The sequence below is a fragment of the Acinetobacter sp. 24-47-39 genome (assembly GCF_056783825.1).
Genome location: NZ_JBWYIP010000001.1, coordinates 257,103 through 282,279, shown reverse-complemented (window position 1 = coordinate 282,279; position 25,177 = coordinate 257,103). Strand labels below are relative to the sequence as shown.

Sequence of the window (25,177 nt, the reverse complement as noted above, 5' to 3'; positions counted from 1 at the left end):
TTGTTTTCTATGCCTGGCTTGCGCTCATCCTGAGCGTTGCTGGGCAGCTCGGTTTAAAAAATAATTAGCCTGCTTTTTTGGCTGGGCCATTAAATGGCGCCCAGTTCTGCTTTCTGAATTCCAGCAAATAGGCTTGGGCATTGTCTTCATGTAATGGAAGCTCACGTGGAACCCAGTCGGTATCTAGCTGATCCATATCGGCATCGTATTCAAAACGGCAACCCAATGGCCCGTCGAAATACCAGAACCAGTTCGAACCTAAACCATGACGGCCAGGGCCCCAAAAGCTTTCGTGACCCGCTTTTTCAAAACGCTGGCCTGCCAGCATCAACTCACTTGGCCCAGAAAGATGGAATGAAATATGTTCAACACCTTTGATATGTTCCGGTGCCTGAATGAGGAATAAGGTATGGTGATCTGTGGTACCGCCAGCACGCAGGAATGGTCCGCCACCTAGACGGTCACTGACACGAAAACCTAAACGGTTGACAAAAAAGGCTTCGGCTTTGGCAGCATCTGGAACAAAGATTGCCGTATGTCCAACTGTACGCGGTTGAATTTGAATAGAATGATCTACCCCCAGCTGATTATAGCCACGCTGATGTGGAGCACCTGGCGCATTGATTTTTTCTACAGGCAAATTCAATTCACGGCGAATGCTTATTTGGAAACCAATGCTAATGCCTGAGTCATCTACAGTTTCTAAAGCACCATTTTCTAAAACCTTAACATCACGGTCTTTAGAAAGTTCAGCTTGAATGGCATCTAAAGTCGCTTGATCTGCAACACCATAGACCATTTTGCGTAACTGACTCATGGATGGGAGCTTTGGCGGCAAAGCAGCATGATCTGCTTCTGCAACCAGAATACCTGTACCATCTAAAGTTTCAAAATAGCGGCCAAAAGCTTGACCTGGCACTTCAGTCAAACCAAAGTCCTGCATAAATTGAACTGAGGCTGCCAAGTCATTTGCACCGTAGATCAATTGATCTACACCGATAATATTCATTCCATTTCTCCTGTATTCCATTCCTCGGAATACCCCTGTTACCTTGTATTTTTATATCGCCGTTTTACTGCATCTTGCATTGGCTATTGAGCTGTCCAGCATTGTGAATAAAGTTGAAACAGCCCAATATTAGATCTAAGACCAATTGACGATTGACTTAGTCTGTGTACAATCCATCCCAACACATGTATTTCATTTCAAGAAATTCATCGATGCCATAATGTGAACCTTCACGGCCCAAACCGCTTTGTTTCACGCCTCCGAATGGCGCCACTTCATTTGAGATTAAGCCTGTATTGATACCGATCATGCCTGCTTCCAAGGCCTCAGAAGTACGCCAAACACGCGCAGAGTTCTGACTGTACAGGTATGCTGCCAGTCCAAATTCGGTATCGTTGGCTTGCGCAATGACCTCTTCATCTGTGCTGAAACGGATCAGCGGCGCAACCGGGCCAAAAGTTTCATCATGCGCAATCACCATGTCTTTGGTGACATTGGTCAAAACCGTCGGCTCAAAGAAGAATCCGCCTAACTCGCTGCGGCGTCCGCCGCACACTACCGATGCCCCATGCTCCACGGCATTGGCAATATGCGACTGCACTTTTTCGACTGCGCCAGCATCAATCAGGGGGCCTTGAACTACGCCCTCTTCCAGGCCGTTGCCCACTTTCAGCGCTTTGACTTTAGCTGCCAAGCGCTGTGCAAATTCGTCATAAATTGCGTCCTGCACATAGATACGATTGGCAGAAATACAGGCTTGCCCTGTGTTACGGAATTTAGAAGCAATTACGCCATCTACCGCCAAGTTCAGGTCTGCATCATCAAATACAATGGATGGTGCATTACCGCCCAGTTCCATTGAACATTTCTTAATGGTGGCTGCTGATTGTTCTAACAGTGTGCGACCCACTTCTGTCGAGCCTGTGAAGGTAATTTTACGGACTAAAGGATGTGAAGTCAGAATGCCACCAATGACACGGGTGTCATTACCGGTCAATACACTGAATACGCCATCTGGCACACCAGCACGGCGAGCAAGTTCTGCCAGTGCCAAAGCGGTCATCGGGGTCTGGCTGGCAGGTTTTACCACCATGGTACAGCCGGCTGCCAATGCAGGTCCTGCTTTACGAGTAATCATTGCCGCTGGGAAATTCCAGGGGGTAATCGCTGCACAGACACCAATCGGTTGCTTTAATACTACAATACGCTGGCTATCTTTCGGTGCCGGCAATACATCACCGCGGATGCGTTTCGCTTCTTCAGCAAACCATTGCAAGAATGAAGAGGCATAATCCATTTCACCGCGCGCTTCAGATAAAGGCTTGCCTTCTTCCAAAGTAATGATGGTGGCTAAGTCTTCTTTATGTTCCACCACCAGCTGATACCAGCGGTTGATAATTTCATAACGCTGTTTGGCTGTGGTTTTACGCCATTTCTCAAAAGCTGTTTGTGCTGCTTCAATGGCGTGATTGGTTTCTTCTTCCTTGCAACGGGGCAATTTAACCAGCTCTAATCCTGTTGCCGGGTTATTTAAGCTGTAATTGCCATGAGCAGTTTCCTGAATCCACTGGCCATTAATAAAGGCACCTGTTTTCCAAAGGCTGGGATCTTTCAGCAGGTCTGCTGGATTTAAATGTGCAAAACTATTCATTTATCTATCCTTAACTTATTTAGCCTTACTCTGGAAAACGGCCAATCAGGAATTCGCTATCCGGGTCATCGGTGCATGGCAAGCCTGAAGCGATTAAACCTTGACGCAATACTTTCATCTGACGATCTGGAATACGGGCAATCGGTGCGCGAAGCGGACCACCGTTGAAACCAGCTAACCAGTCCATGTATTTCCAATGCGCACGGTTAATATAGTTAGAGCCTGGCATATAGGCTCCAGTTGCAGCGCCTACTGCACCGCGAGCCGGCTGAGCTTGCCAATACAATTTCATCGCTTCATCAAAGTTGCCTTCTTTAGCTAGATTAAAGGTTTTGACAAAATGATCACCCATCCACTGTGTATAGCTGGTTCCTGAGAATTGCATATCCATGTAACGAAGTAGTGGAATCACATCACTTTCAATCGGGCATGTCACGACGATCTGATCGTTAAAACGTTCAAAGCTATCAACTAAACCGGCAATATGCGGGAAGCCTTGTTCTGCTTTTAACGACACCACATTCGGACAGTCATCAATTAAGCGTTGAATCAGTTCTGGTGACATGCCTTGTGGATGTACACGCTCAAAGCCCCATAATGGAATCGCGAACAGCATTACGGCTAAATCTGTCGCATCACAGAAAGCTTTGGTGTAGTCATAAATGTCTTGTTCAGAGGTCGGCCAGAAATTGGATGGATAAGACAGCAGCACAATATCTGCACCGGCTTTTTCCGCCAGTTTTACTGCACGAATATTTTCTTCTAGTGTGCCAAAGCCTGCATGGAAGAATAGACCCAATTTGTCGCCTGCCTGATCTTTTGCCCAAGCAGTAAACTGTGCATTTTCTTCTGGGGTAATTGCAACTTCTGTGCATAACAATGTATAGGTGTAACCTAAGTCGATGACTTTTTGAATATCATGGCGAATGCCCTTTTCATTTAAACGGCTTAAATCCTGGCTATAGCTTGGAATGGTGACAGATGAACAACCTTTTAAATGTTCTTTTGCCCAAGCACGTGCTTCACTGCGTTGATAATTAGCCATGAAAATTCTCCTTTCCCTGTAGGGTTACGTTCTTAAATATTGATGTTTTAAATTTTTAATTAACGGTCGATGGTGACAATGCTGTCGTTCATCTCTTGGTATTTGTCTGCGGTTTTGGCATTACGTAGCAGCATTTCAGCAGTCACGATGTCTTGTAGCGCTGAGCCAACGGATTTGTAGATGACAATCTCTTCCGGTGTATTACGTACTTTGGCTTTTCCTGACATCACATCAGATAAAGAAACTGTCTTTGCAGCCACATCACAGCCTTCTTGTTGTGCAACTAGCGCATCACCTGTTTCATGAATCACTTCTTCCGGCATATCCGCCACAATCAGGCTAGCCTGTTTCATGGTTTCAACATCTAGCTCACGCTGTTCTGGCAAGGTTGAACTGACTGATACAACAGTCATGCCCGGTTCAAGCCATGCAGCATCAAATACCGGTCCGCCGTCACGGCTGCGTGATGCACAGATCACCACATTGGCACCCTGCACTGCTTCTTCTGCGGAAGCGAAAGACTGAATATCCAGACCGTATTGGGCATGGAATTCTTGTGCGAATTTTTCACGGTTGGCTTGTGTTGGGCTAAATACGCGAACTCTTGCCACACGGCCTGTAGCATTGAGTGCATGTAAATGACTACGTGCGAGTGCACTTGATCCTAAGATCGCAACATCTAATTGATCTGCATCTGCCAAGGCATTGACGGCGACGGCTGAGCTTGCTGCGGTGCGGATGTCGGTAATGCGGTTACCATCAATCAAAGCTGCAAGACGCATGGTATCTTGATCGAACAATGAAATAAGGTAGCTGGCTTTTTTGTTTTTTGGGCTTGCTGCAATCAGCTTACAACCCATATATTCTTTAGATGGAGATACGGCACAAAGGCTACGTAACCAGAAGCCATCACCACGTGCCATTGTGCGCGGTGGCACCATTGCATTGGAAATAGGCTGGCTATAAGCATTGCTAAGCGCTTCGATGGCGCTTGACCAGGTTGCGAGTTCTGCAACATGATCATCATTAATAAATAAAGTTGGATGGTGTGCGTGGTTCACTGCTGAACTCCGTTTCAGTCATTTTTTTCTAATGTACTGAAGCGAGATATGCGGAGCTAGCATATAAGATGTAAAGCAGTTATCTATAAAATGGATGGATTAAATAGTGTTTGCATTGATATTTATAAGAATTTTCTACGGATATTGTGGATGGTCTAAGTCTTAATTAAATGCAGAACGGTAAAATCTATAAAAAAAAGCTCAATCGGTAGTGACTGGGCTTTAAGATACATGCTAATAAAACGGAAAATTAAAAATATATAAGGAGTATCATGTTTATTCTATGGAATTTTAACCACTAATACTCCATTGTGGACATTCAAGCTCTTGCTTACCTCTTGAATAGTAATGGCACTTAGAACAGGAATTACACTTAACTTTATCAGAAAAAAGAAAATTGGGAGAAGCGATTAGATCTCGACATATACCTATATGTAAATTATTTGGTATTTCTTTGTTCCTTATATGACCATACGAAAGTCCTGATGAGATGAACTCTTGTTGCTTAAATTGATTAGATATAGATATCTGACGTTCTATTCGGTCTTCAATATTCCTTGAGTAAGGATATATCAACCGTTTATTTATATTGTAAAAACCTTCACTTAAATCATAAAAATCAGGCTTAATAAATCCCATTAAAGATTTAATATTTAAGACCTCATCTAGAGATGAATCACCCGTAATTAAACTTATTCTAATTGAAGATTCTATTTCATGCTTTTTCAGCAATGTAAGCCAATCATTCAGACAACTTAAGACTAGCTCATGATCTATTGTAAAAAATGGTTCTATAAGTAAATTAAACAAGTAGCCATGAGCGGCATGAAGCTGAATATGACGGAAGCCGTGTTCGATTGCTAACTCTGTACCTTGTTTTAAATTTTTAAATTGATCCAATATAAAATTCTCATTAAATTCAGATGAATAACCTTTATATAATGAGACATTATTTAATTTAGAAATAAAGTTATATTGACCTTTATAGCCCATCCATGTGCTGGCTAACTGTATGCCAGGTATGCTTCCTTTATTTTGTATTCTAGATGCTAATTCTTTCCATATTTTATCATTTGTTATGTTAGGTGACCCCCCATTAGTCCCGAAACCATTTGGAATCACTACATTTCCTACAATAGCACAGTACAGTTTCTCACTAGCTCTAGCTTCATAAAACTCAATAAACTTTTGGTTTATTAAGTTATCCCCATCTGTCATTCCTGTATTGACAGCTAAAAAAAAGTTTTTCTTTTGAAACAACATTTAAATTTGCTTGCTTATAAAATACTTATAAAAAAATGTGAATACTGTAGCAACAATTGTACTTATAACATTAATAAAAATAGCAGCTGAAATATCATCTATTTTATCCATAAATAAAAGTATAACTATAGATAAATTAACAAAAACTAGAATTATTAAAGCAATTTGTAGTGCAGTAATACCAGCTTTTAATACTTTTAGAAGATTTGATATTTCAAAGGGTAAAATAGAATACGCTTCTTCTAAAGATGAAGGTTTCATCCTCACATGATCTTTTATCTCATGATATTCATATTGAAGATGTGTTGGGACAGGCCAAGTTTGAGTACTGAAACCATGCTGACCTGAATATGACCGACTATCTTCCATTAACTGACTAAAATCAATTTTCGCAACTTTTTCCCCAATCTCAAGAACAATATATTTAGAACTATAATTATAGAGGACTAGTCCTAATTGCCCTTTAAAACCAGGGTCTGCAATAGTATTAACTGCACTTAAACCTATGCTAAATAATGAGCCTTTAGTTACAACTCGACCTAATATATTAGAAGGAATTTCTAAATGTTCTTGTGTGATTAATACAACTTTATGTAATGGTTTAATAAGAATTTTTTTTCCATCTTCATTTTTTGCTGTCAACTTTTTTGATGGATTTTCTGTTAAATCAAAATAATTTTCACTAGCTGTCAATTCATATGAAGCTCCTTTTAGGTTATTAGAATCAAATCCCTTTGTTATAATTTTATTTATCGCTGCTTGCTGTTCAATATATTTATCACTAAGAATCATTTTTTCATTTCCAACTAAGAGAAATAATTTTTTCAAGGCATTGATCAATAGCTTTGACATCAGACTTATCAATTGAATTTTTACTGATCAAATCTGAAATATTTTTGTCGAAATTTTCTTTAAAAGGACTGGCTAAAGCTAAGTTCCAATCTACTAATGTATAACATATAGAAATTAAATAGGTTTTTATAGAAGGATTGTTAAATCCGTAACTATCTAATAGGTTAGATAATTCCCTTTCCAAATGCTGATTATTTTTTAATAATGTATCAAACTCATTTAGAACGATCTGTGTATCAGGGTTCAGTAGATCTGGAAATTTCATTACAATACTCACTTATAAATTATTAATTGAATCAATAATACGTTGATGAATATCTTGAACTGGTAAGTCCGCAGGAATCTTTACGATAGCACCCTGATATTCTTGAATCACTAGATCATAATTTTTCTTAACAATCTTCAGTTTTTCAATATTTTCATACGTATCTTTGACAGAGCGATTAGACATACGAGCTAAAGACACATCAATAGGATTATCTAAATAAATGATTAAATCTGGCTTTAAAAAATCTTTATTAATTTCATAAAGAAATTGTCGCTCTTCAGGTGTTCTAGAATGATAAACGTAGGATGAAAAGAAATATCTAGTACAAACAACATTGATACCTTTGTTTAAAAAATTTTCCATTCCATCAATAGGGTTATGCAAATGATCATGCCTATCAGCAGCAAATAAAAAAGCTAACTGTTTATCAAAGAGAATTTCATCTGAACAGACTGTGACTCTCCCCTTAAAGATCTCTCGAATAAGATTTCCAATAGGACCATTAGAAGGTTCATAAGTTAGATGAGACTTATTTCCTTGATTATTTAAATAATCAAAAAGTAATTGTGATTGTGTAGAGGTTCCAGATCCATCAATACCCTCTATAACAATAAATTTACCTTTCATTTTGCAGCCATCATCAAATTAATACAGGGGTAGCTTAGCAGATCTGTTTTTTTTTTACTAAGAAAAGCAGAATTGGCTGTTCATAGTTTAGATAATCAATCTATAAGCCTTAATTTGATATAAAGTTTCTTAAACAAAATCAAAACTTCCAAACTCCATCACCGATTCACAATCATCCCTTTCAATATCTGCGGTGCTTGCTTTTCAAACCACTGCTGAATTACTCGTGAAGCACGAGTATTTGGACGGCGAATGGTATGCGCCAGCACCACACTACGTGACAGCTCAGGCTCTACAATCAAACTCGCAGCTAAACGTTGCTGGTTTTCCACACCAAATAGCCCCGAAGAAATCGCATAACCTCCACCAGCCGCTACTAGCTCATGTTGCAAACGATTCGAGTCGGCTTCTACCACACAGTCAAACTTATAATCCATCTGCCGTGCCAATTGATCTAAACGCGCACGCAGCGGATGCGGACGGCTCGGTACAATTAAAGGTAAATCCTGCAAATCTCTGAGCTTAATGGTCGGCTGTTCCACCAATGGGTCATGCGCTTGACCGACCAGCATCAATCCGAACTCAGCAATCACTGCTTCCTCATGCTTAATCACCTCACCTTCACGAAGCAATAAAGCCATATCAATCCGCCCTTCTTCAATCATTTCTTCCAGATGAACGTTTGAACCTTCACTAAGGTGCAAATCAATACGCGGGTAATTTTGCTTCACATAGCGGTACAGCTCCCCCGAGAGTTGACGTACCAAGGCAGGCAATAAGCCGACACGGACTTCACCAATCGGTTCACCGCCATAGGTGCGAATATCATCTTCAATTGAGCCGCATTCAATCGCTAGGTTAATAATTCTGGGTAAAAGTTCAAAACCTAATTCGGTCAGAACCACACCACGTCCGGTACGTTTAAATAAGCGTGTGCCGCATTGTTCTTCAAGTTGGGCAATATGCCGGCTAATCATGGACTGCGGTACATTAAACGCATGCGCTGCCTTGGACAGGCTGCCTAACTCTGCGACTTTAATAAACACCAGCCATTTAGAATCCAGTATCGATTGCATGCATATTTCCCTATTCATGTTCCCTATGAAAAACCGACCTGAAACACAGACCGGCTTAGATCTTTATACTGCATTAAGAGTCAAAAAACTCTTTAAATTAGTATGAATATCTGCAACTTGATGCTTGGACGGCGTAATCCCTGCTTCCAGCAGTTTTCTTGCCATCATATGATCTACAGGTTGATTCACCGAATCAATAGCTACAAGTTTATCTTTCGCATAATGGAACACGGAAAAACGGCCGCTTTTCATATCGCCACGAATCACATAATCACTGGTATCAAAAGAAAGTCCGGTCATCTGCAAACGAATATCCCCTTGGTCTGTCCAGAACCACGGTACATTTTTATATTCCACAGGCTGCTCAGTGACGAACTTGGCTACGGTAATCGCTTGATCATTGGCATTCTGCACCGATTCCAATCGGATACGGCGGTCGCCTGCAAAATGATTTTCATGGTTGGCACAATCACCAATAGCAAAAATATTGGAGATATTGGTTTGCATGGTACGGTTTACGCTAATCCCATTATCACATTGAATGCCTGCCTGCTCTGCCAGTTCGGTATTTGGAATTGCCCCTACGCCCACCAACACCAATTCAGCAGGAATCACGCCATTAGCACAACGTACCCCTGTGACTTTCCCTGACTCACCGACAAATTCATTGATAAATGCACCGGTTTCAATTTGAATGCCATTTGTACGGTGTATATCGGCAATATAATCTGACACCAAAGGCGATACAGAACGGCCCAAAACGCGTGGCATATGCTCGAGCACCGTCACATTCTTAGCTAAACTACGTGCAGTAGAGGCCAACTCTAAACCAATAAAACCGCCGCCGATAATCACGACATTTTCAGCAGTATTCAGTGCTGAGCGTAATTGCCGTGCATCCTGTAAAGTGCGCAGACTCATCACGCCTTGCAGTTCAGTTCCCGGTAAAGGCAATTGACGTGGACGGGTTCCTGTCGCCAATACCAGATAATCATATTCAATCATATCGCCATGATAGAGCTTGACCACGTTTTCATCGGGGTCAATTTCGCTCACTGCAGTGTTTAAACGTAAATCGATTTGATATTTTTCATAAAAAATTTCTGGCTGCAGACAGAGTTTGGATAAATCCATCTCATCTGCATCTTTGATAAAGCTTTTTGATAATGGTGGACGATGATATGGTAATTCAGCTTCATTACTGATTAATATAATTTCACCAGCAAACTGTTCATGACGTAGGGCTTTGGCACAGCTGCAGCCGGCATGACCACCACCAATAATCACCACTCTTTTATTGTTATTCATCTTGATTTCACTCCATGAAAATCATTTATGGGTTAAAAAATGAGTTAAATGCTGGGTGACCTGATCAGGTGCTTCAAAATTACAGATATGACCACTGCCCTGAATAATTTCTAACTTCGCCTTCGGCAATTGCACTGCCATCGCCTGCATATCTTCCACTGGACCACCACCATGATCATGCTCTGCGGCCAGTAGCAATACCGGAGCTTGAATCTGTCCGAGTGATTTTGAAAAGTCCATTTCAATAAAAGCATTCACATAGGCACAGTAACCTTCGACCGTGGTACGTTTAATCATGGCTCGCAGTTGTTGGTCAGCCTCAGGATGCGTGTTACGAAATTCTTCAGACAACCAGCGGTCCACCGTAACATCGCCTAATTTATCCAAGCCATTGGCCTGTGCTTTGGCACAACGGTCACGCCAAAAATCGTGACGGTCATCTGGCTGACGAGGACGGCAGCAACACGCTACAATTTTTTCAATCCGTTCCGGATATGCCAGCCCCAGCGATAAACTGACAGAACCGCCAAAACCCAGGCCAACCACACTACTTTTTTGAATGCCTAAATGATCCCATAACGCAATCACCCCATCGACAATTGCTTGAAAAGAACATGGTTCTGGCGGTAATGGACTAAGGTTATGCCCCCAGGGATCAAAGGTCAGTACCTGAAAATGCTCTGCCAGAATTTCCGCATGCGCTGCCCAAAAACTTGCATCATTGCCTATACCCGGAATAAAGGTAATCCATGCCGCCTCTGATTTGCCTTGAACATGATGATTAAATAACGGTAATGACGTCATGTCAGTTGAACTCCACTCATATCTTGTTTGAGCTTAATTAAACAAAAATGAGTGATGAATCCTAGGTTTGAAATCCTAAATCAGATATCCAGAATATGCATATCTGCTTTATGAGTTAAATGCTATTTTCACATGCCAATGCTTCGTACAGTTAAGACCAAGGACGAATAACACTTTGGTACTGACCAACGGAGCACGACATGACCACAGCACAAAATTTTAAAATAAAAGGCTTAGATCGTATACGCTTTGGCGTTGAACAGCTGGATGATGCTTTACGCTTTGCCAATGATTGGGGCCTGAAGCAGGTCGAAAGCGATCAGGACAATAGCTATCTTTTTGTGACTACAGACAATTCTCAAGTCGAGATTTTTCAAGCGGATGCAACCAATCCGGACCGCATACCTATCGGAAATCCAAGTGGTATGTGTGAAATGGTATGGGGCGTCGAAGATCAGGACAGTCTGGATTCGATTGCTGCAGAGCTGAGCACTGACCGTGAAGTGACTGTAGATGCTGACGGCACCATACACAGTCATGATGATTTGGGCATTCGTATTGCTTTCCGTTTAGCCCAACGCAGTTATGTACCATTTTCCGATACGCAATTTAACTCACCAAGCCAACCTAAACGTATCAATAGCCGAGCACCTCGTTACGAAAAAGCGCAGCCTTATGAAATCAGTCATTTAGCTATTGGAGTTGACCATGCTGGGGAAGCAGTGAAATTTTATCTAGAGCGATTAGGCTTTCTCGTTTCTGATCGTTATGCAGACCGTGGTGTATTCATTCGTTGCTCTGCAGAAGGAAATCATCATCATCTCTTCTTTATGAATGGTAAAGCTCCTGGTACTCGCTTTAATCATCTAGCTTTTAAAGTACGTGACATTCATGAAGTAATTTTTGGCGGTCAGCATATTGACAGTCAAGGCTGGCAAACATTTGCAGGTCCAGGCCGTCATCGTGTTTCTTCAGCATGTTTCTGGTATTTCCTTACCCCATTTGGTGGTGCTTGGGAATATGCCGCTGATGAGGACATCGTGACCGAAGACTGGGAATCAACAGACTTTGCAGCGGAAGCACATATTTTTACCGAATGGACTTTCGGCTTGGAAAAATCTGACGGTACCTTGCGTGGTCCGATTTCACATAGTAAAGCACAATCACTAGAAGACTAAAGCTGACGTTGAGATAAGGAAGAAAGCATGAATGCTACTGTTCATACTGAAGCGGAACATTACTGGGTTCAGCTGATTCACTCAGATGTGCGCATCATTCAAGGTAAATATAAAACCCGTATTATAGAAGCAGGCAATCCGAACAACCCTCCCCTGTTTTTACTGCATGGTACTGGCGGGCATGTGGAAAATTATGCCCGAAACATTCCAGCGCTGGCTGAACACTTCTATGTGATTGCCTTAGATTTTCTCTGGCATGGTCGTTCTCAAACGACTGGATTTGATCATGAGGTCATTCCAAATTTGATTGACCAGATTCTGGATGTGATGCAGCAATTAAATATTTCACGTGCGCATTTTGAAGGCCAATCTATGGGGGGCTGGGTTGCCATGCAATTGGCAATTCAGTATCCAGAAAAAGTAGATCGTTTAGTACTGACCACCACTATGGGTTACCGCCCAGATGCATCTGCAGTCCCTGACTATGTAGAACCGCATTGGGCTGCAAATTTACCCAGCTCGATTGAAGTACTCAACAACCCAAGTTTTGAAAATGTCCGTACCCGGATGGCACGCATTTTAGCGAAGCCAGAACGTTTAACGGATGAAGCTATCCAAGTTCGTCAAAGCTTATATCGTCAACCTGCTTTGGCTGAAGTTCAAAAGCAATTCATTACTGAATATTTGTCTGGCGAAACTATACAAAAACATACGGTAACTGATGCTTTGGCTAAAAAAATTCTAGCTCCGACGCTAGTTTACTGGGGCGATGCCAACCGTACACCGCCTGCTTTAGGTAAGCATATTGCAAACCAAGTTCTGCAAGGAAAATTTTACTGTGCGGAAGATACGGGACACTGGGCGCAATTTGAAAGTGCCGACGTCCACAACCAAGTGGTAACCGACTTCTTATTAAGCAAAGACCAATAAAACCAGATTTAAACATTGAAAATTTAAGGAAGAACGAATGTCGAAAATTGATTTAACAGGCCGCTGGGAATTGGTGACCTTTGCACAAAACTATGATGACGGACGCCAAGTTCTACCTATGGGTGAAGCACCGCAAGGCATTATTCAGTATACCGAAGATGGCTTTATGAGCTGCATGATCTGCCGTCCAGATCGTGCCAATTTTACCACTGGGGGTCAGTGGAATGCTTCGGATGCCGAAAAAGCCGGGGCTTATAACAGCATGATGTCCTATGCAGGTCGATATGACGTTGAAGGTAATACGGTAACCCATTATGTCGATCTCAGTTTATTTCCAAATTGGATTGGCGGACAGCAAAAACGTACCTTCTCTTTGGATGAACAAGGTCAGCTCAGTTTGACTGCCCGTTTAGAAGAAAATACCTCTGAAGCCCGCACTGCACTCTTGCTGTGGAAACGCGGTTAATTCAATTTTCAAGGAATGAACAATGAATACGATGACAAATCCTGAGATTGGCAAAAGCATCCAATGCGGTGCAATTCAAACCAACTATCACGATGTAGGACAAGGGGAACCTGTACTGCTACTGCATGGTTCAGGCCCTGGCGTCAGTGCATGGGCAAATTGGCGTTTGACCATTCAAGCACTACAAAATGATTACCGCTTGCTTGCACCTGACTTTGCCGGTTTTGGTTACAGCACATTCCCAAAAGACATCAACTTTAACCGTGATACATGGCTACAGCAAATGGTGGATTTCCTAGATGGTTTAGGACTAGAAAAAGTCAATGTCATCGGTAACTCCTTTGGCGGCTCCATGGCACTTGCCCTAGCTATTTATCACCCTGAGCGTGTCAATAAGTTGATTCTTATGGGCAGTGTTGGAGTTCCATTTGAATTGACGGCTGGTTTAGATGCGGTATGGGGCTATACACCATCATTTGAAAACATGCAGGCAATCATGAAAATCTTTGCCTACAACCAAAATCTGGTGGGTGATGATCTGGTGCAAATGCGCTATATCGCCAGCACCAAAGAAGACACACGTGCAGCCTATGAACGCATGTTCCCCGCGCCACGCCAGCAATGGGTTGAAGCAATGTCTCATTCAGAGGAATCCATTCGCAAAATTAAGCAGCCGACATTGATGGTACATGGTCGTGATGACAAGGTGATTCCGCTTTCAACCTCTTTGACCATGCTGAACTGGATTGAAAATAGCCAAGTTCATATTTACAGCCAATGCGGCCATTGGACGCAAATCGAGCACGCACAAAGCTTTACCCAACTGGTTGCACAATTTTTAAAAGATTAATAATGCTTCAAGGATGACTCGCATGACACAACAATCTGCCGCTGCAGGCAAAAAAGTTCTCATTATTGGCGCAGGTACAGCAGGCATGGCTTCCGCTATTACGCTTTCCCGTATTGGCCTGAAAATCGACCTAATAGATATCAATCCGAATTGGGGTGCATTAGGTGCTGGATTGACAATTACCGGCCCGACCTTACGAGCACTGAAACAGCTCGGGGTTTATGACGAAGTCACTGAACAAGCTTACGTTGGTGATGGTATTCAAGTGTGCGATCCAGCTGGCAATCCTATACGTATTATACCAACACCCATGCTAGATGGTGCCGATACCGCTGGAAGTGGCGGTATTATGCGTCCAACTATGCATTCGATTATGCATAAATACGTTAAAGACTCTGGTATTCAAATGCGCTTGGGTTTAACTGCTGATGCTTTTGAACAAGATGAAAATGGGGTAACGGTAACATTCAGTGACGGAAATAAAGGCTATTATGACTTCGCGTTAGGTGCAGATGGTGTACTTTCAAAAACTCGCCAGCTGTTATTTCCTGACGCGCCTAAAGCAGAATACACAGGTCAAAGCTGCTGGCGTTTATTTTTAAAGCGCCCTGCTTCCATTGAACGTCGTACCTATTTCTTGGGTGGTCCAGTGAAAGTCGGTTTTACTCCTGTTTCTAAAGATCATATGTATATGTTCTTATTGGAACGCTGCCCACAACGCTGGCAAGAGCCTGAAGATAATTATAAAAAATTAAAGCAGTTGCTTGAAGGTTATGACGGTATTCTAGCTGAAATTCGTGAATCCTTAAGCGAAGCTGATAATCAAAATATCAACTTCCGCCCACTTGAATGCTTTGACCTTCCAGGACCATGGTATGTAGGAAAGGTATTACTTATTGGTGACTCAGCACACCCTACTACGCCACAATTAGCTTCAGGTGCAGGTATGGGTATTGAAGATGCTTTAGTACTCGCTGAAATCTTTGAAAAACAGCCAAATGTCGACCTGGCCTTTGCTGAATTTATGCAGCGCCGTGAGCAACGTTGTCGTTTAGTCACGCAAAGTTCAATGGAAATTGGACGTTTGGAGCAACAGCGAGCACCCGTTGAACAACAAACTGCTGTGGTAGAAAAAGCACTGAATATTCTTAAAGAAGCCATTTAATCCAAAGCCCCGGTCACAGTTGATCGGGCTTATTTTTTTAAATAAGAATTTATACACCTCAGTTTAATTAACTAGCTCAGTGACGAGCATACATTATTACCATGCTAAAGGAGCAGCATTATGGTTCGTATTGAAAGCAAACGTGGAATGTTTGCGCTGATGTTGGCACATTGTGCCGGCATGCTAGATTTAGTCGCGTTGCCAATTTGGGTTGGAACACTCATTGCCCATTATCAGTTTGATCCACAACAAGCTGGTGGTTTAGCGACGCTCTTTTTAATGGGTGCTGCAGGTGCCAGTATTTTCTTTGCACCACGCTTTAACCGCATCAATGTCAAACTTGCTTCTGTTGCAGGCTTCGCATTAGCAGCTATCACATTTGTAATTGCAGGACTCAATACAAGTTTCCCAGTTTTGGCTGGATTACACTTTCTTGGTGGACTCGCTGCAGGTACTGCACTCAGTGTGACGCATGGAACTATGGGGCATGCTATTAATCCACACCGAGTATTTGGCTTTGCTGGACTGGCTATCGGTATTTTTGGAGTAATTTTTTTAGGTGGCACACCTGAAGTAATTCAATACTTTGGTGGTCAGAGCATGTTCTATGTAATGGCGGGAATAATGATATTCGCATCTTTAGCCTGTCTGTTGTTCTTTCCCAAACCAACCAAACCGGTACCTTTTGATAACTTTGAACAAATTAAGAACTTACCCCCACTAGGTAAACCTGTGTGGTTCTGCATGATTGGTGTGGCATTGTTAGCCATGACCCAAGCCATGACCTTGAGTTTTTATGAACGGATTGGTTTAGAACGTGGTTTTACCCGTGACATGGTCACCATGGCTTTAGTCATTTACGGTATTGTCACCATTTTTCCGGCACCTTTAGCCGCAATTTTACAAAATAAAGTCAGTGTCACCGCGATCATTGCTTTTGGTCCGATTTTTCAAGGGATCTTTGCCTTACTCACCACACAAACCCATCATTATTCAGTCTTTGCTTTTGCTGGCCCAATGATGGCATTTACCATTTTATTTGTGCATACCTTTGCTTTTGGTTTATTGGCACGTTTAGACCCAACTGGTCGAGCGGTCGCAGGAACCCCTGCCATGCTGATGGTCGGTGCAGCGGTTGCACCTTTTATTAGTGGTACGCTAGTGAAATTTATTGGTTTTGAGGCGATTGGTTATGCTTGCTGTGTGCTTGTAGCGGTACAAGTGTATTTATTTAGTCAAACGCGTAAAGCTGTATTGGCAGGTGAAACCAATGTTCCTGTAGCAAATATCACAAAAAGTGATCAACACCCTGCCGTTTAATACAAGCAGATTTTTTAGTTTTATTCGCTATTCACTCTATGTCAGGTTTTTCCATAAGCCTGACTTTTTTTAATTTGCTACATTTAATAATCCCATAATTTATTTTTAGCTTTAGAAACAAGTATGTAACTTAAAAGTTTATTAAGCTTAAGATGAATTATACTCAGTTCTACTTTACTCTACACCAAACTTGCTTTGGATTTAACTAGAAACTGGATAGCTATTGATGACAAGAGTGATTCTTCATTAGTGAAAGTAAAATTCACGAAACATAGCAATTCTTTATAAAATGCACTTATTATTAAAGCATATGATGCGCCCTCTGCCGGTTATGGACTAAAGTGCACAATAAGGCTTTCGCTTTTTCTTTAATATAATATGAAACCCAAATAATCCTTGTACTCGAGGCAGATGTTTGATCCTAGTGCTCGATTATATTAATAGTAAACTCAGCCATAATAGCAACGCCCAGATTTCGCACAGCTCTTCAAATAATGAGAAACCAATAGCAAACCGTCTTAGGTATGGATGATATAAAACTATTGAGCATAAAAAAACCTGCATCCGCAGGCTTTTTCATGCTCAATAGTTTTTAGATATAAGCTGCCGTAACTTGCTCAAAGCCCTTCGCTAGCAGCATACTTCTTTCCATCATGGAACTCCCCTCGATTTCCATACGGCCAATTTCACCCGACGTTTCCACCACAAATTGCGCACGGGCCAAGCGTTTTTGCATGAACTGCTCGAATACAGCTTCCAAATCATTCCCATATTCATCAAGTAGCTTAGCCAGAACAATCGCATCTTCAACTGCAAGCCCAGCACCCGAACCTAAGTGAGGAGTGGTTGCATGTACAGCATCACCAATCAAAATGGTGGAACCGCGATGCCAATCGCTATTCACCATTACACGCTCTAAAGGACGGTAAATGATTGGCGTGTTTTCATCAATCGAATCAATATAAGGCTTCAGTACTGCTTCGAATTCTCTCAGCAGCTGTTTTGCCATGTTTGGTAATACTTCAGGCTCTCGCCATACCTGATCTTTTGGTACACACTCCATCATGTACATATACATTTGCGTTGGGCTGCAAGGGTTAAAACCTACTTTCATATTTTCAGACTGGAACATGCGTCCGCGATTGATCTCTGCAGGACGGTCAAACTGCAAGCGCCAGCAGGCCTGGCCGGTATATTCAGGTGCTGCCTGCTCTGGCATAAGTAATTGGCGCAATTTTGAAAATACACCATCCGCACCAATGACCAAATCATAATGTTGGGTACGCCCACTCTCAAACTGTACAAAACTGCCATGCTCTAACGTACTTTGTAGGCTTGCAACTGTATCGCCTAAAAAAACAGGGATATTCAATGCTCTCACTTTACTTGATAAAATGTCGTGCAGCACCGGACGCAGAATAGCACCCTCAGATGGAAAGTCATCAGCAATGACGCGTTTAGATAAAACGGTTCGAATAAAATTACCATGTTGGTCATAAATATCTACCCCATCATGCACAAAACCTTGCTCAGCAATTTCTTGCTGGACACCCAAGTCACACAATGCACGCAATGTCAGTACGGAAAGCGTGAGTCCTGTTCCCAAAGCTTTCCAGTCTTCAGATTTTTCTACCAATTCAACATCATGGTTGGATTGTTTTAATTTTATAGCTGCAGCCATACCACCAATTCCGCCGCCTAAAACCAATATTTTCATGTTCAATTCCTTGAGTGTTGTTAACTAGCACAATACCTGCGCTATTTTTCATATCAAACTCAGTCAATATTCCATTGAACGAGTCAAACCTGACTGCTACAAAAGCAATCGTTATTCAGCCAAACCTGAAACAGCTTTGCTATGCTGTACAAAATTTTCAGAAATATTTTTAATCATCATACAGACCGTCATAACGTCAGAAGCTATAGCTAAAATTGCAAAGAATCGCGTCCATGCCATATTATTTGCCATATAACCCATGCACATGGTTCAAGAAACTGCACCAAATTGGCCAATACCGCACATCCAGGAAACACCTGTAGTCCTTGCTTCTGTTGGATAAAACTTCGCAGCTAAAACAGGTAATGAAGACTGAGCGGTATTTTGTAGCGTTCCAGCACTGTTCACTAATACAATAAAAAAAGTTTGTATGTGCATCATTCTATCCTTGTTTCATGCATGTTTCATGCAGTGCAAACATTAAATTCTGAATTCAGCATAACCTAACCCAGTATCTATAATGATGGGACAAGCTGGATATTAGATATAATTAAAATAGATAGCATGAATAAAAAACCGCCTCTTTGAAACGGCGAACCAAAGAAACTATTTGGTTATTCGGCAGGCTGTATTTTGAAATAATGCTCAGAAGCCCAAATTGCTGTATTAGCGCATAAAACAAAAATCAACATTGCAATAGAAAGGTTCAACAGTGAGGACCAAGGCAGAAAACTCAGTATTAGACCGCTCAGAAGACCGAAGAAAAATTGTAGTCCGCCCATGAGCGCACTGGCAGAACCCGCTTGACGGCCTTGCTTCGACATGGCCAATGCCGTTGAATTCGGTGCAGTGAGGCCTATACCTGAGACCGCCATAAATAGACCAGCCAATACCACTACTAAGCCAGCTTGTGGCAAAACAGATGCTATCAGCAATAAAAATACCCCGGCAATTTGCACTAGGCCGCCAATTCGCAGCCGTTGCAGCACCGAATATTTATGTTCCAGCATGTGATTTATGGCTGACAACAACATTGTGCCCACAGCATTAATACCAAAGGCATAAGCAAACTGCTGTTCATTCAGATAATAGCTATCCATCAATATAGTCGACGCCACATTGATATAGCAAAACAATACACCAAAGCTAAAGCAGCCAGCTAGCATCGGAAAACGGTAGCTCGGGTCTTTGAAAATTTTAAAATACAGCTGAAATACATGCTTAAATGAAATTTTTAGTCGGCGCTCGACAGGCAGTGTTTCTTTAAAGCCGAAAATAACCCAAACCAAACTGACAATACCTAATAAGGTCAAAGCACTGAAAATGGCATGCCAATGAAAAAAGAGCAGCAGCCAGGCACCTAAGGTCGGTGCAATCACTGGGGCAACGCCCATTACAATCATCATGCTGGCGAAAGCTTTAGCCGCATTATGGGTATCTAATACATCTCGTATCGCTGCACGAGCCAAAACCAGGCCGACACAGCTGCCCAATGCCTGCAATACACGTGCAGCAAGCAAATTCAGCAAATCATCTGCGTATATACACAGTATGCTCGCTACAATGTGTAGGCACAAACCAAAAATCAGCGGTATTTTCCGGCCGATCTTGTCACTGATAGGGCCATAAATTAATTGCCCGATTGCCAGACCAAAAAAATATGCTGGTAGTGAACTCGAAACCAGTAATGTAGAGACTGCATATTCTTTGGCCATATTCGGTAAAGCTGGCAAATACATGTCTGTTGAAAGGGGTGCAATGGCTGTTAACAAGGCTAAAAGTAAAATCCAGCTCAGGCTATATTTCTGCACAGTCACAGCTTGTGTCATGCGGTATATCCTTTATTTCGGCAAAAGTTATCCATTGCTCTGTTTTCAAGGCCTTAAAATATTTAGTTCAATGGATTAGTGGGTCAGTACAGCTCGGTTCAACAAACCTTGATCTGCAACAATCGTTTGTCCCGTCATCACCTTGTTTTGCTTCGAAGCTAAAAACGCATACAATGCGCCGTAATCCTCAGCATCAGGTAACTCCTGCAGCAGGCTGATAGACTGGAACAGATTTAAAAAAGTATCTTTAGGAATATCAGACTGTTTTTGATGATCCAATTTCAGCGCTTTCGGGCCTTTGAGCTGACTATTGCCAATAGCAGCGGGAGCAACGCCATTGACCCTGATTTCAGGTGCAAACTCAAATGCAAGCTGCTGAATCAGACTTCGAATTGCACCTTTAGTTGCAGTATAAACTGCTCCGCCACCATCTGCGGCGTAAGCTGCGGTAGAGGTCGTAAAGACCAATGACCCTTGATTGGCTTTGAGTACATCAGCAAAGATATGTGCTGTCAGTAAATACCCTTTGACATTGACATCAAATAACTCATCAAAGAGTTGATCCAGATGTGCCGCACTCATATCTGCAATTGCTACATTGCCATCAAAAATCCCTTGTGCGCCAATCACCGCATCTAAACGGGCATATTTGGCTAAGATTTGTTGTTTACAGTGTTCAAGTTCTGAAATCTTGGTGACATCACAAGTCATTAATAAGTCACGATCAGTAAATTCAGAATGTAGTTGCTGGATTTTTTCAGCAGAGACATCCGTCACAATGACATCCGCACCTTGGTCCTTGCAATAATGGGCAATACCTAAACCTAAACCAGAACCTGCACCTGTAACTAACACAATGTGGTTTTCTAATAGTGACATGAGCTTCCCTTTTGAAAATAAAGGGTCAAAGACTGACCCTGTTGGCATTTCCTGTGCATTAAATATCTTAAAATTCTGCAGGTAAGTTAGCAGGTTTAGGTTTATTTTTCAGATAAAGTGGTACGGAAACATTCAGTGCGAAACGACCATCATTACTCACGGTGTTTTTAGTTTCTAAATCTTTAGACCAACTTAAACCTACATATAATCCACGACCAAAATCTTTAAGGACTTGTACACCAAGACCTATTTGACGTGCTTTATCATTTTCATGTCCATAATATGCTGTACCGTTGTTTTCATCAGCAGTTACTTGCTCACGAATATAACCAATTGGACCGACTTGTAGTCCCTCATGGATTGAATCCAGCTTTTTCAGCACGGTTGCATCGAAAAAGAATTCATCACCTGAGAGATATTTACTTTCTTTGTTCTCAAAATTATAGAAGTAATGCGATTCTAGCGAAACATTCCAATTTGGACTAAACAAGCTATAACCCAAACGTGGGTTGATTGACCAATATTCACCACTGGTATTGGTACCACCTTGTTTCCAAGAACCTGTGGTGGTCACTACCCCTAGACCAGAGCTGACATACTGCCCCGGCTTGACTGCCCAAGTAATATCAGCAAAATGGAGATCAATATTGGCAATATTAGTATTTGAATGTGTTCCGATTTCACCGAGCATTGGATTACTAATGGTTTCTTCTGCAAGAATAAAAGGAATTGCCACCCATGCACGATAATCACCACCCAAGACTTTCCAACCTGGTGTATAAATGAAGATAGAAGTCGATGCTGGTGCATTTAACTCTAATCCCATGTTATTACCATTGTTGTCTTTGAGTTCACCATTTAGAAACTTGGTCGAACTCGTGTAGTAAAGCCCCGGTGGTAAAGGTGCACTAAGGGGGATACCCATAGTATTACCCGCTGGTGCTTGTGGTGCTGCCCCTGGCTCTAGAGCCATAACCATTTGTGAAATACAAAAAGATAAAATAGCTAAAGCACAAGTGCTTTTTTGAAATTGTTTTAACATTGCCTACTCCATTAGCGCTGTTTATTCCATTAACTAAGCTATTGAAATGAACGCTATGAAGTCACCAAAAAATATTGAAAGCAGTTATCAAATTTATAGATATCATCATCCTTTAGACAAGGAATAAAATGCATATGTAATAATACATAGTAGGTTCAAACCAGCCACATTCAACAATTAGATATCAATAAGTTACATGCAAATCATCTCATTTTTCGCCAACCTTATATAAAGCAAAATTTTAAATTCATCAAAAACCACTTGCATTAATAGTCACTATCTTGATCTTTTTTTTTGAAATTAATTTTTTTAACACTTCTTTTTCATTTTATATGAATAAGTGGATGAGCAAATGCTTAAAATATATGATGTTGTTTGTGACTGATTTACAACGTAATTTGCTAGAGATAGACTGTACAAAAGATTAATATAATTTCGTACCTATGGGTTTTTTAAGCATTATAGATAATAAAGAAATTTATAGTTTTATGCTCAATGATGAGCAGTGGGATAGACTCAAAGATAAATATAAAAATCTCAGCATGTATATGCCTTGCTGTCAGACTCGTGCCATTCCTAAAAAGAGTAAATTAGGCACACAATATTTTGCACATCATCCCTCAAGCAGTTGTGGTTTTAGCTCTGGTGAAAGTCGTGAACATCAGTTCTGTAAATATCTCATCTTAAAATACTTACATGAGCATGGATGGACAGTAACGCCTGAGTTTCGTGGTCAAACACCTTCTGGTGAAACTTGGATTGCTGATATTTATGCCCAGAAGAATAACGCCAAAATTGTAATTGAAATTCAATGGTCACTTCAAAGTATTGAAGAAACCAAGCGCCGTCAGGAAAAATACAAACAATCAGGGATTCGAGCCGTCTGGTTTATGCGAACCACTCAAAAAAATAAATGGGATGTCTTAGATTATCAAAGCTATGACTTACCTGTTTTTTCAATTTGGCTGAACAAAGAAAATTATCAATTGATGGCTAGTGGTGTATTCCACAATTGGGACGACTCCGACTTAGTGGAAATTGAATTTATAGATTTTTTCAAAGCACTGATTACTGGTTCCGTTCAGTATTCCTTAAAACCCAATGCAAAGCGATCTATACAGGTCTCAATGAATAGCAGTCAGTGTTGGAAATGTAAAAAGCAAACCAACACCATTATGGAGATTAATTACTTTATTCCACATGCCAAAGGATATACTAAAATACACAGCTTAAATATCGAAAGACTTTCACATTATCATTGTGAGATTCTAAATCACCCCAGTCTAATCAATTCATATCAGTATGGCTTGCTAAAAAAACGTTTTAGTAAAACCCGTGGTGAAGCCTATGTATCAAATGGCTGTTTTCACTGCGATGCTCTACAAGGTGCATTTTTTTCACATCACGAACGTGATACACAAAATATGAAACATAGCCAATTTATCGATGTACAAATTGACCATGACACTCAAATTGATGGGCTGTGGTTTTATTTAGGGTGACTATGCAGAAGCCCAAATCTATTTTTAATTTCTATAGTTGTTCTTTAGCTAAGTTCAACAAAGCTTCTAGTGCAGGTAATTTATTCGTAACACCTGTCATACTAGGTGACGTGTTCAAGTACTGTATTAAAGGCTCTAAGAGCTTTTTGTCACTTAAATCTTCAATACTAATCGGTAGTTTTGGCAACATTAAACTCATTCTTGAAACTACTCTTTTTTTCATACCTTTATATTGTACTGGGATCACATCATCCACTTTTTCAACGATAAAACAATCGACTAAGCGAAATAACTTCGGAGGTTTATTTCCAGTTCCCTCAATAACCCACATCATATCTCCAGCTTGTGGATTTCCCTTGGCCCTCGTATATAAAATGGATTCAGGCAAAGAGCGATAATTTATCTTTGTATTATCAAAATTATGATACCCGATCCAATGCTTTGTCATAAAAAAATCCCAAACAACAAATATGAATGATACAGTATCCATAAAGTATCTAAATACAAAATAGAATAAAACCATCCACATTCAAAAACATAAAATCAATAGCTTATATTTAGCTCTCTTAGCACTGTATATGCTAATTTTTTAAATCTCAAATTCAACAAAAACCACCCACATTTATAACCATTTTATTGACCTTCTGTTTAAAAATATTTTTTTCACATGCCTTTCCTTAAATAATAGTAACAAGGAGCATGATTATGAAATCTAGAGTTTTAAATTTTAAGAAATACACTAAAGTAAAGTTTGACTCTTATCAAACTATTCCCGTCCCTTATCCGCCTTTAAGTAGAATTTATCTTTGCTATGTTCATATATTAAAGGCAGCAAGATTACCTTCATTCTTTGATACAAAAACCAACCTCGCATATCCGACCACAGCTACAAATAATCAGATCTTTTTTCTAGACAATTTTCTGCTTCTATATGCGATCCAAATACAAAATTTACCTATTAGCGGATGCTATATTTTGCAGACCGACATCGATTTACCTAGGCTTGAATATCAACTGAGTACACGCTTATTCACACTAATTACTGAACTTAAATTTGATATTAAGCAGATCAATCCAAATAACGTGCTAAATGCATTTAACACATCACTTTCCAAGCATGCCATTTATGACTTGAATTCCACTCACACCGATAAACCGCGCTCTGAATTTTCACTCGATTTACTCTCAAAACTAATCGGCTGTAGCCGTAATCAACTCTTATATCAACAAAAACAAATCAACGATGCATATTCAATTAAAGTCCAGCAACTCAAGCAAAAGTGTGTAGCACTCCAACACCCTCAGCCAAGTACAGAACTGTTTTGGAGCGCTTAA

Annotated in this window: 26 protein-coding genes; 8 read left to right on the top strand and 18 right to left on the bottom strand. The window is 40.9% G+C overall.

What is annotated here, in order from left to right; translation table 11 throughout:
- Positions 1-64: 64 nt before the first annotated feature.
- From AC1M9C_RS01365 to AC1M9C_RS01315, 11 genes are all read right to left on the bottom strand, one after another.
- Positions 65-1,009: a VOC family protein gene (locus AC1M9C_RS01365; RefSeq protein WP_481953063.1), complete on the bottom strand. Its 945-nt coding sequence runs from the start codon at positions 1,007-1,009 to the stop codon at positions 65-67.
- Positions 1,010-1,166: 157 nt separating this feature from the next.
- The gene (locus tag AC1M9C_RS01360) at positions 1,167-2,660 is read right to left on the bottom strand and encodes an NAD-dependent succinate-semialdehyde dehydrogenase (RefSeq protein ID WP_481953062.1); all 1,494 of its coding nucleotides are present in this window, start codon (positions 2,658-2,660) and stop codon (positions 1,167-1,169) included.
- Positions 2,661-2,685: 25 nt separating this feature from the next.
- Positions 2,686-3,705: a dihydrodipicolinate synthase family protein gene (locus AC1M9C_RS01355; protein ID WP_481607485.1), complete on the bottom strand. Its 1,020-nt coding sequence runs from the start codon at positions 3,703-3,705 to the stop codon at positions 2,686-2,688.
- Between the two features lie 59 nt (positions 3,706-3,764).
- Positions 3,765-4,766, bottom strand: coding sequence for an ornithine cyclodeaminase family protein (locus tag AC1M9C_RS01350; protein ID WP_481953061.1), 1,002 nt, complete (start codon positions 4,764-4,766; stop codon positions 3,765-3,767).
- A gap of 291 nt (positions 4,767-5,057) precedes the next feature.
- The gene (locus tag AC1M9C_RS01345; protein ID WP_481953060.1) at positions 5,058-6,029 is read right to left on the bottom strand and encodes an oxidoreductase; all 972 of its coding nucleotides are present in this window, start codon (positions 6,027-6,029) and stop codon (positions 5,058-5,060) included.
- The gene (locus AC1M9C_RS01340) at positions 6,030-6,881 is read right to left on the bottom strand and encodes a dCTP deaminase (RefSeq protein ID WP_481953059.1); all 852 of its coding nucleotides are present in this window, start codon (positions 6,879-6,881) and stop codon (positions 6,030-6,032) included.
- Positions 6,826-7,146, bottom strand: a complete 321-nt coding sequence (locus AC1M9C_RS01335) for a hypothetical protein (protein ID WP_481953058.1) — start codon at positions 7,144-7,146, stop codon at positions 6,826-6,828. Before AC1M9C_RS01335 ends, AC1M9C_RS01340 begins: the two co-directional genes overlap by 56 nt.
- A 12-nt stretch (positions 7,147-7,158) precedes the next feature.
- On the bottom strand, positions 7,159-7,776 hold the full coding sequence (gene tmk, locus AC1M9C_RS01330; RefSeq protein WP_481953057.1) for a dTMP kinase: 618 nt from the start codon (positions 7,774-7,776) through the stop codon (positions 7,159-7,161).
- Between the two features lie 158 nt (positions 7,777-7,934).
- Positions 7,935-8,852: a LysR family transcriptional regulator gene (locus AC1M9C_RS01325; protein ID WP_481953056.1), complete on the bottom strand. Its 918-nt coding sequence runs from the start codon at positions 8,850-8,852 to the stop codon at positions 7,935-7,937.
- 63 nt (positions 8,853-8,915) lie between these two features.
- Positions 8,916-10,160, bottom strand: coding sequence for an NAD(P)/FAD-dependent oxidoreductase (locus tag AC1M9C_RS01320; RefSeq protein WP_481953055.1), 1,245 nt, complete (start codon positions 10,158-10,160; stop codon positions 8,916-8,918).
- Positions 10,161-10,181: 21 nt separating this feature from the next.
- Positions 10,182-10,964: an alpha/beta fold hydrolase gene (locus tag AC1M9C_RS01315; RefSeq protein WP_481953054.1), complete on the bottom strand. Its 783-nt coding sequence runs from the start codon at positions 10,962-10,964 to the stop codon at positions 10,182-10,184.
- A gap of 200 nt (positions 10,965-11,164) precedes the next feature.
- Between AC1M9C_RS01315 and AC1M9C_RS01310 the strand changes: the two genes are divergently transcribed.
- The 6 genes from AC1M9C_RS01310 (at position 11,165) to AC1M9C_RS01285 (ending at position 16,873) form a co-directional block, all read left to right on the top strand.
- Positions 11,165-12,142 carry a VOC family protein gene (locus AC1M9C_RS01310; RefSeq protein WP_481607493.1) on the top strand — a complete coding sequence of 326 codons (978 nt, stop codon included), beginning with the start codon at positions 11,165-11,167 and terminating at the stop codon, positions 12,140-12,142.
- Between the two features lie 27 nt (positions 12,143-12,169).
- Positions 12,170-13,072, top strand: a complete 903-nt coding sequence (locus tag AC1M9C_RS01305; RefSeq protein WP_481953053.1) for an alpha/beta fold hydrolase — start codon at positions 12,170-12,172, stop codon at positions 13,070-13,072.
- 37 nt (positions 13,073-13,109) lie between these two features.
- Positions 13,110-13,538: a lipocalin-like domain-containing protein gene (locus tag AC1M9C_RS01300; RefSeq protein WP_481953052.1), complete on the top strand. Its 429-nt coding sequence runs from the start codon at positions 13,110-13,112 to the stop codon at positions 13,536-13,538.
- Between the two features lie 22 nt (positions 13,539-13,560).
- Positions 13,561-14,388 (top strand): alpha/beta fold hydrolase, encoded by an 828-nt coding sequence (locus AC1M9C_RS01295; protein WP_481953051.1) that lies wholly within the window; start codon positions 13,561-13,563, stop codon positions 14,386-14,388.
- 22 nt (positions 14,389-14,410) lie between these two features.
- A complete protein-coding gene (locus tag AC1M9C_RS01290; RefSeq protein WP_481953050.1) occupies positions 14,411-15,553 on the top strand; it encodes an FAD-dependent monooxygenase in 1,143 nt (380 codons plus the stop codon).
- A gap of 120 nt (positions 15,554-15,673) precedes the next feature.
- A complete protein-coding gene (locus AC1M9C_RS01285; protein WP_481953049.1) occupies positions 15,674-16,873 on the top strand; it encodes an MFS transporter in 1,200 nt (399 codons plus the stop codon).
- 592 nt (positions 16,874-17,465) lie between these two features.
- Here AC1M9C_RS01285 and AC1M9C_RS01280 read toward each other — a convergent pair.
- From AC1M9C_RS01280 to AC1M9C_RS01255, 6 genes are all read right to left on the bottom strand, one after another.
- Positions 17,466-18,590, bottom strand: coding sequence for an FAD-dependent monooxygenase (locus AC1M9C_RS01280; RefSeq protein WP_481953048.1), 1,125 nt, complete (start codon positions 18,588-18,590; stop codon positions 17,466-17,468).
- Positions 18,591-18,701: 111 nt separating this feature from the next.
- Positions 18,702-18,842 carry a hypothetical protein gene (locus AC1M9C_RS01275; RefSeq protein ID WP_481953047.1) on the bottom strand — a complete coding sequence of 47 codons (141 nt, stop codon included), beginning with the start codon at positions 18,840-18,842 and terminating at the stop codon, positions 18,702-18,704.
- An 18-nt stretch (positions 18,843-18,860) separates the two neighbouring features.
- Positions 18,861-19,028, bottom strand: a complete 168-nt coding sequence (locus AC1M9C_RS01270) for a hypothetical protein (RefSeq protein ID WP_481953046.1) — start codon at positions 19,026-19,028, stop codon at positions 18,861-18,863.
- 176 nt (positions 19,029-19,204) lie between these two features.
- The gene (locus AC1M9C_RS01265) at positions 19,205-20,419 is read right to left on the bottom strand and encodes a multidrug effflux MFS transporter (RefSeq protein ID WP_481953045.1); all 1,215 of its coding nucleotides are present in this window, start codon (positions 20,417-20,419) and stop codon (positions 19,205-19,207) included.
- A 75-nt stretch (positions 20,420-20,494) separates the two neighbouring features.
- The gene (locus AC1M9C_RS01260; protein ID WP_481953044.1) at positions 20,495-21,298 is read right to left on the bottom strand and encodes an SDR family oxidoreductase; all 804 of its coding nucleotides are present in this window, start codon (positions 21,296-21,298) and stop codon (positions 20,495-20,497) included.
- A 67-nt stretch (positions 21,299-21,365) separates the two neighbouring features.
- Positions 21,366-22,340 carry a SphA family protein gene (locus AC1M9C_RS01255; RefSeq protein WP_481953043.1) on the bottom strand — a complete coding sequence of 325 codons (975 nt, stop codon included), beginning with the start codon at positions 22,338-22,340 and terminating at the stop codon, positions 21,366-21,368.
- A 488-nt stretch (positions 22,341-22,828) separates the two neighbouring features.
- Between AC1M9C_RS01255 and AC1M9C_RS01250 the strand changes: the two genes are divergently transcribed.
- Positions 22,829-23,842 (top strand): competence protein CoiA, encoded by a 1,014-nt coding sequence (locus tag AC1M9C_RS01250; protein ID WP_481953042.1) that lies wholly within the window; start codon positions 22,829-22,831, stop codon positions 23,840-23,842.
- 31 nt (positions 23,843-23,873) lie between these two features.
- Here AC1M9C_RS01250 and AC1M9C_RS01245 read toward each other — a convergent pair whose 3' ends face one another.
- Positions 23,874-24,332 carry a hypothetical protein gene (locus AC1M9C_RS01245; protein WP_481953041.1) on the bottom strand — a complete coding sequence of 153 codons (459 nt, stop codon included), beginning with the start codon at positions 24,330-24,332 and terminating at the stop codon, positions 23,874-23,876.
- Positions 24,333-24,547: 215 nt separating this feature from the next.
- Here AC1M9C_RS01245 and AC1M9C_RS01240 point away from each other — a divergent pair, with 215 nt between their 5' ends.
- The gene (locus tag AC1M9C_RS01240; RefSeq protein ID WP_481953040.1) at positions 24,548-25,177 is read left to right on the top strand and encodes a hypothetical protein; all 630 of its coding nucleotides are present in this window, start codon (positions 24,548-24,550) and stop codon (positions 25,175-25,177) included.

Coding starts and splice junctions, on each gene's coding strand:
- AC1M9C_RS01265 (WP_481953045.1), bottom strand. CDS start 20,419: ATGACACAAGCTGTGACTGTGCAGAAATATAGCCTGAGCTGGATTTTA.
- AC1M9C_RS01295 (WP_481953051.1), top strand. CDS start 13,561: ATGAATACGATGACAAATCCTGAGATTGGCAAAAGCATCCAATGCGGT.
- AC1M9C_RS01300 (WP_481953052.1), top strand. CDS start 13,110: ATGTCGAAAATTGATTTAACAGGCCGCTGGGAATTGGTGACCTTTGCA.
- AC1M9C_RS01245 (WP_481953041.1), bottom strand. CDS start 24,332: ATGGATACTGTATCATTCATATTTGTTGTTTGGGATTTTTTTATGACA.
- AC1M9C_RS01250 (WP_481953042.1), top strand. CDS start 22,829: ATGCTCAATGATGAGCAGTGGGATAGACTCAAAGATAAATATAAAAAT.
- tmk (WP_481953057.1), bottom strand. CDS start 7,776: ATGAAAGGTAAATTTATTGTTATAGAGGGTATTGATGGATCTGGAACC.
- AC1M9C_RS01255 (WP_481953043.1), bottom strand. CDS start 22,340: ATGTTAAAACAATTTCAAAAAAGCACTTGTGCTTTAGCTATTTTATCT.
- AC1M9C_RS01305 (WP_481953053.1), top strand. CDS start 12,170: ATGAATGCTACTGTTCATACTGAAGCGGAACATTACTGGGTTCAGCTG.
- AC1M9C_RS01335 (WP_481953058.1), bottom strand. CDS start 7,146: ATGAAATTTCCAGATCTACTGAACCCTGATACACAGATCGTTCTAAAT.
- AC1M9C_RS01365 (WP_481953063.1), bottom strand. CDS start 1,009: ATGAATATTATCGGTGTAGATCAATTGATCTACGGTGCAAATGACTTG.
- AC1M9C_RS01280 (WP_481953048.1), bottom strand. CDS start 18,590: ATGAAAATATTGGTTTTAGGCGGCGGAATTGGTGGTATGGCTGCAGCT.
- AC1M9C_RS01275 (WP_481953047.1), bottom strand. CDS start 18,842: ATGGCAAATAATATGGCATGGACGCGATTCTTTGCAATTTTAGCTATA.
- AC1M9C_RS01315 (WP_481953054.1), bottom strand. CDS start 10,964: ATGACGTCATTACCGTTATTTAATCATCATGTTCAAGGCAAATCAGAG.
- AC1M9C_RS01310 (WP_481607493.1), top strand. CDS start 11,165: ATGACCACAGCACAAAATTTTAAAATAAAAGGCTTAGATCGTATACGC.
- AC1M9C_RS01260 (WP_481953044.1), bottom strand. CDS start 21,298: ATGTCACTATTAGAAAACCACATTGTGTTAGTTACAGGTGCAGGTTCT.
- AC1M9C_RS01285 (WP_481953049.1), top strand. CDS start 15,674: ATGGTTCGTATTGAAAGCAAACGTGGAATGTTTGCGCTGATGTTGGCA.
- AC1M9C_RS01290 (WP_481953050.1), top strand. CDS start 14,411: ATGACACAACAATCTGCCGCTGCAGGCAAAAAAGTTCTCATTATTGGC.
- AC1M9C_RS01355 (WP_481607485.1), bottom strand. CDS start 3,705: ATGGCTAATTATCAACGCAGTGAAGCACGTGCTTGGGCAAAAGAACAT.
- AC1M9C_RS01320 (WP_481953055.1), bottom strand. CDS start 10,160: ATGAATAACAATAAAAGAGTGGTGATTATTGGTGGTGGTCATGCCGGC.
- AC1M9C_RS01325 (WP_481953056.1), bottom strand. CDS start 8,852: ATGCAATCGATACTGGATTCTAAATGGCTGGTGTTTATTAAAGTCGCA.
- AC1M9C_RS01340 (WP_481953059.1), bottom strand. CDS start 6,881: ATGTCAAAGCTATTGATCAATGCCTTGAAAAAATTATTTCTCTTAGTT.
- AC1M9C_RS01240 (WP_481953040.1), top strand. CDS start 24,548: ATGAAATCTAGAGTTTTAAATTTTAAGAAATACACTAAAGTAAAGTTT.
- AC1M9C_RS01345 (WP_481953060.1), bottom strand. CDS start 6,029: ATGTTGTTTCAAAAGAAAAACTTTTTTTTAGCTGTCAATACAGGAATG.
- AC1M9C_RS01270 (WP_481953046.1), bottom strand. CDS start 19,028: ATGCACATACAAACTTTTTTTATTGTATTAGTGAACAGTGCTGGAACG.
- AC1M9C_RS01360 (WP_481953062.1), bottom strand. CDS start 2,660: ATGAATAGTTTTGCACATTTAAATCCAGCAGACCTGCTGAAAGATCCC.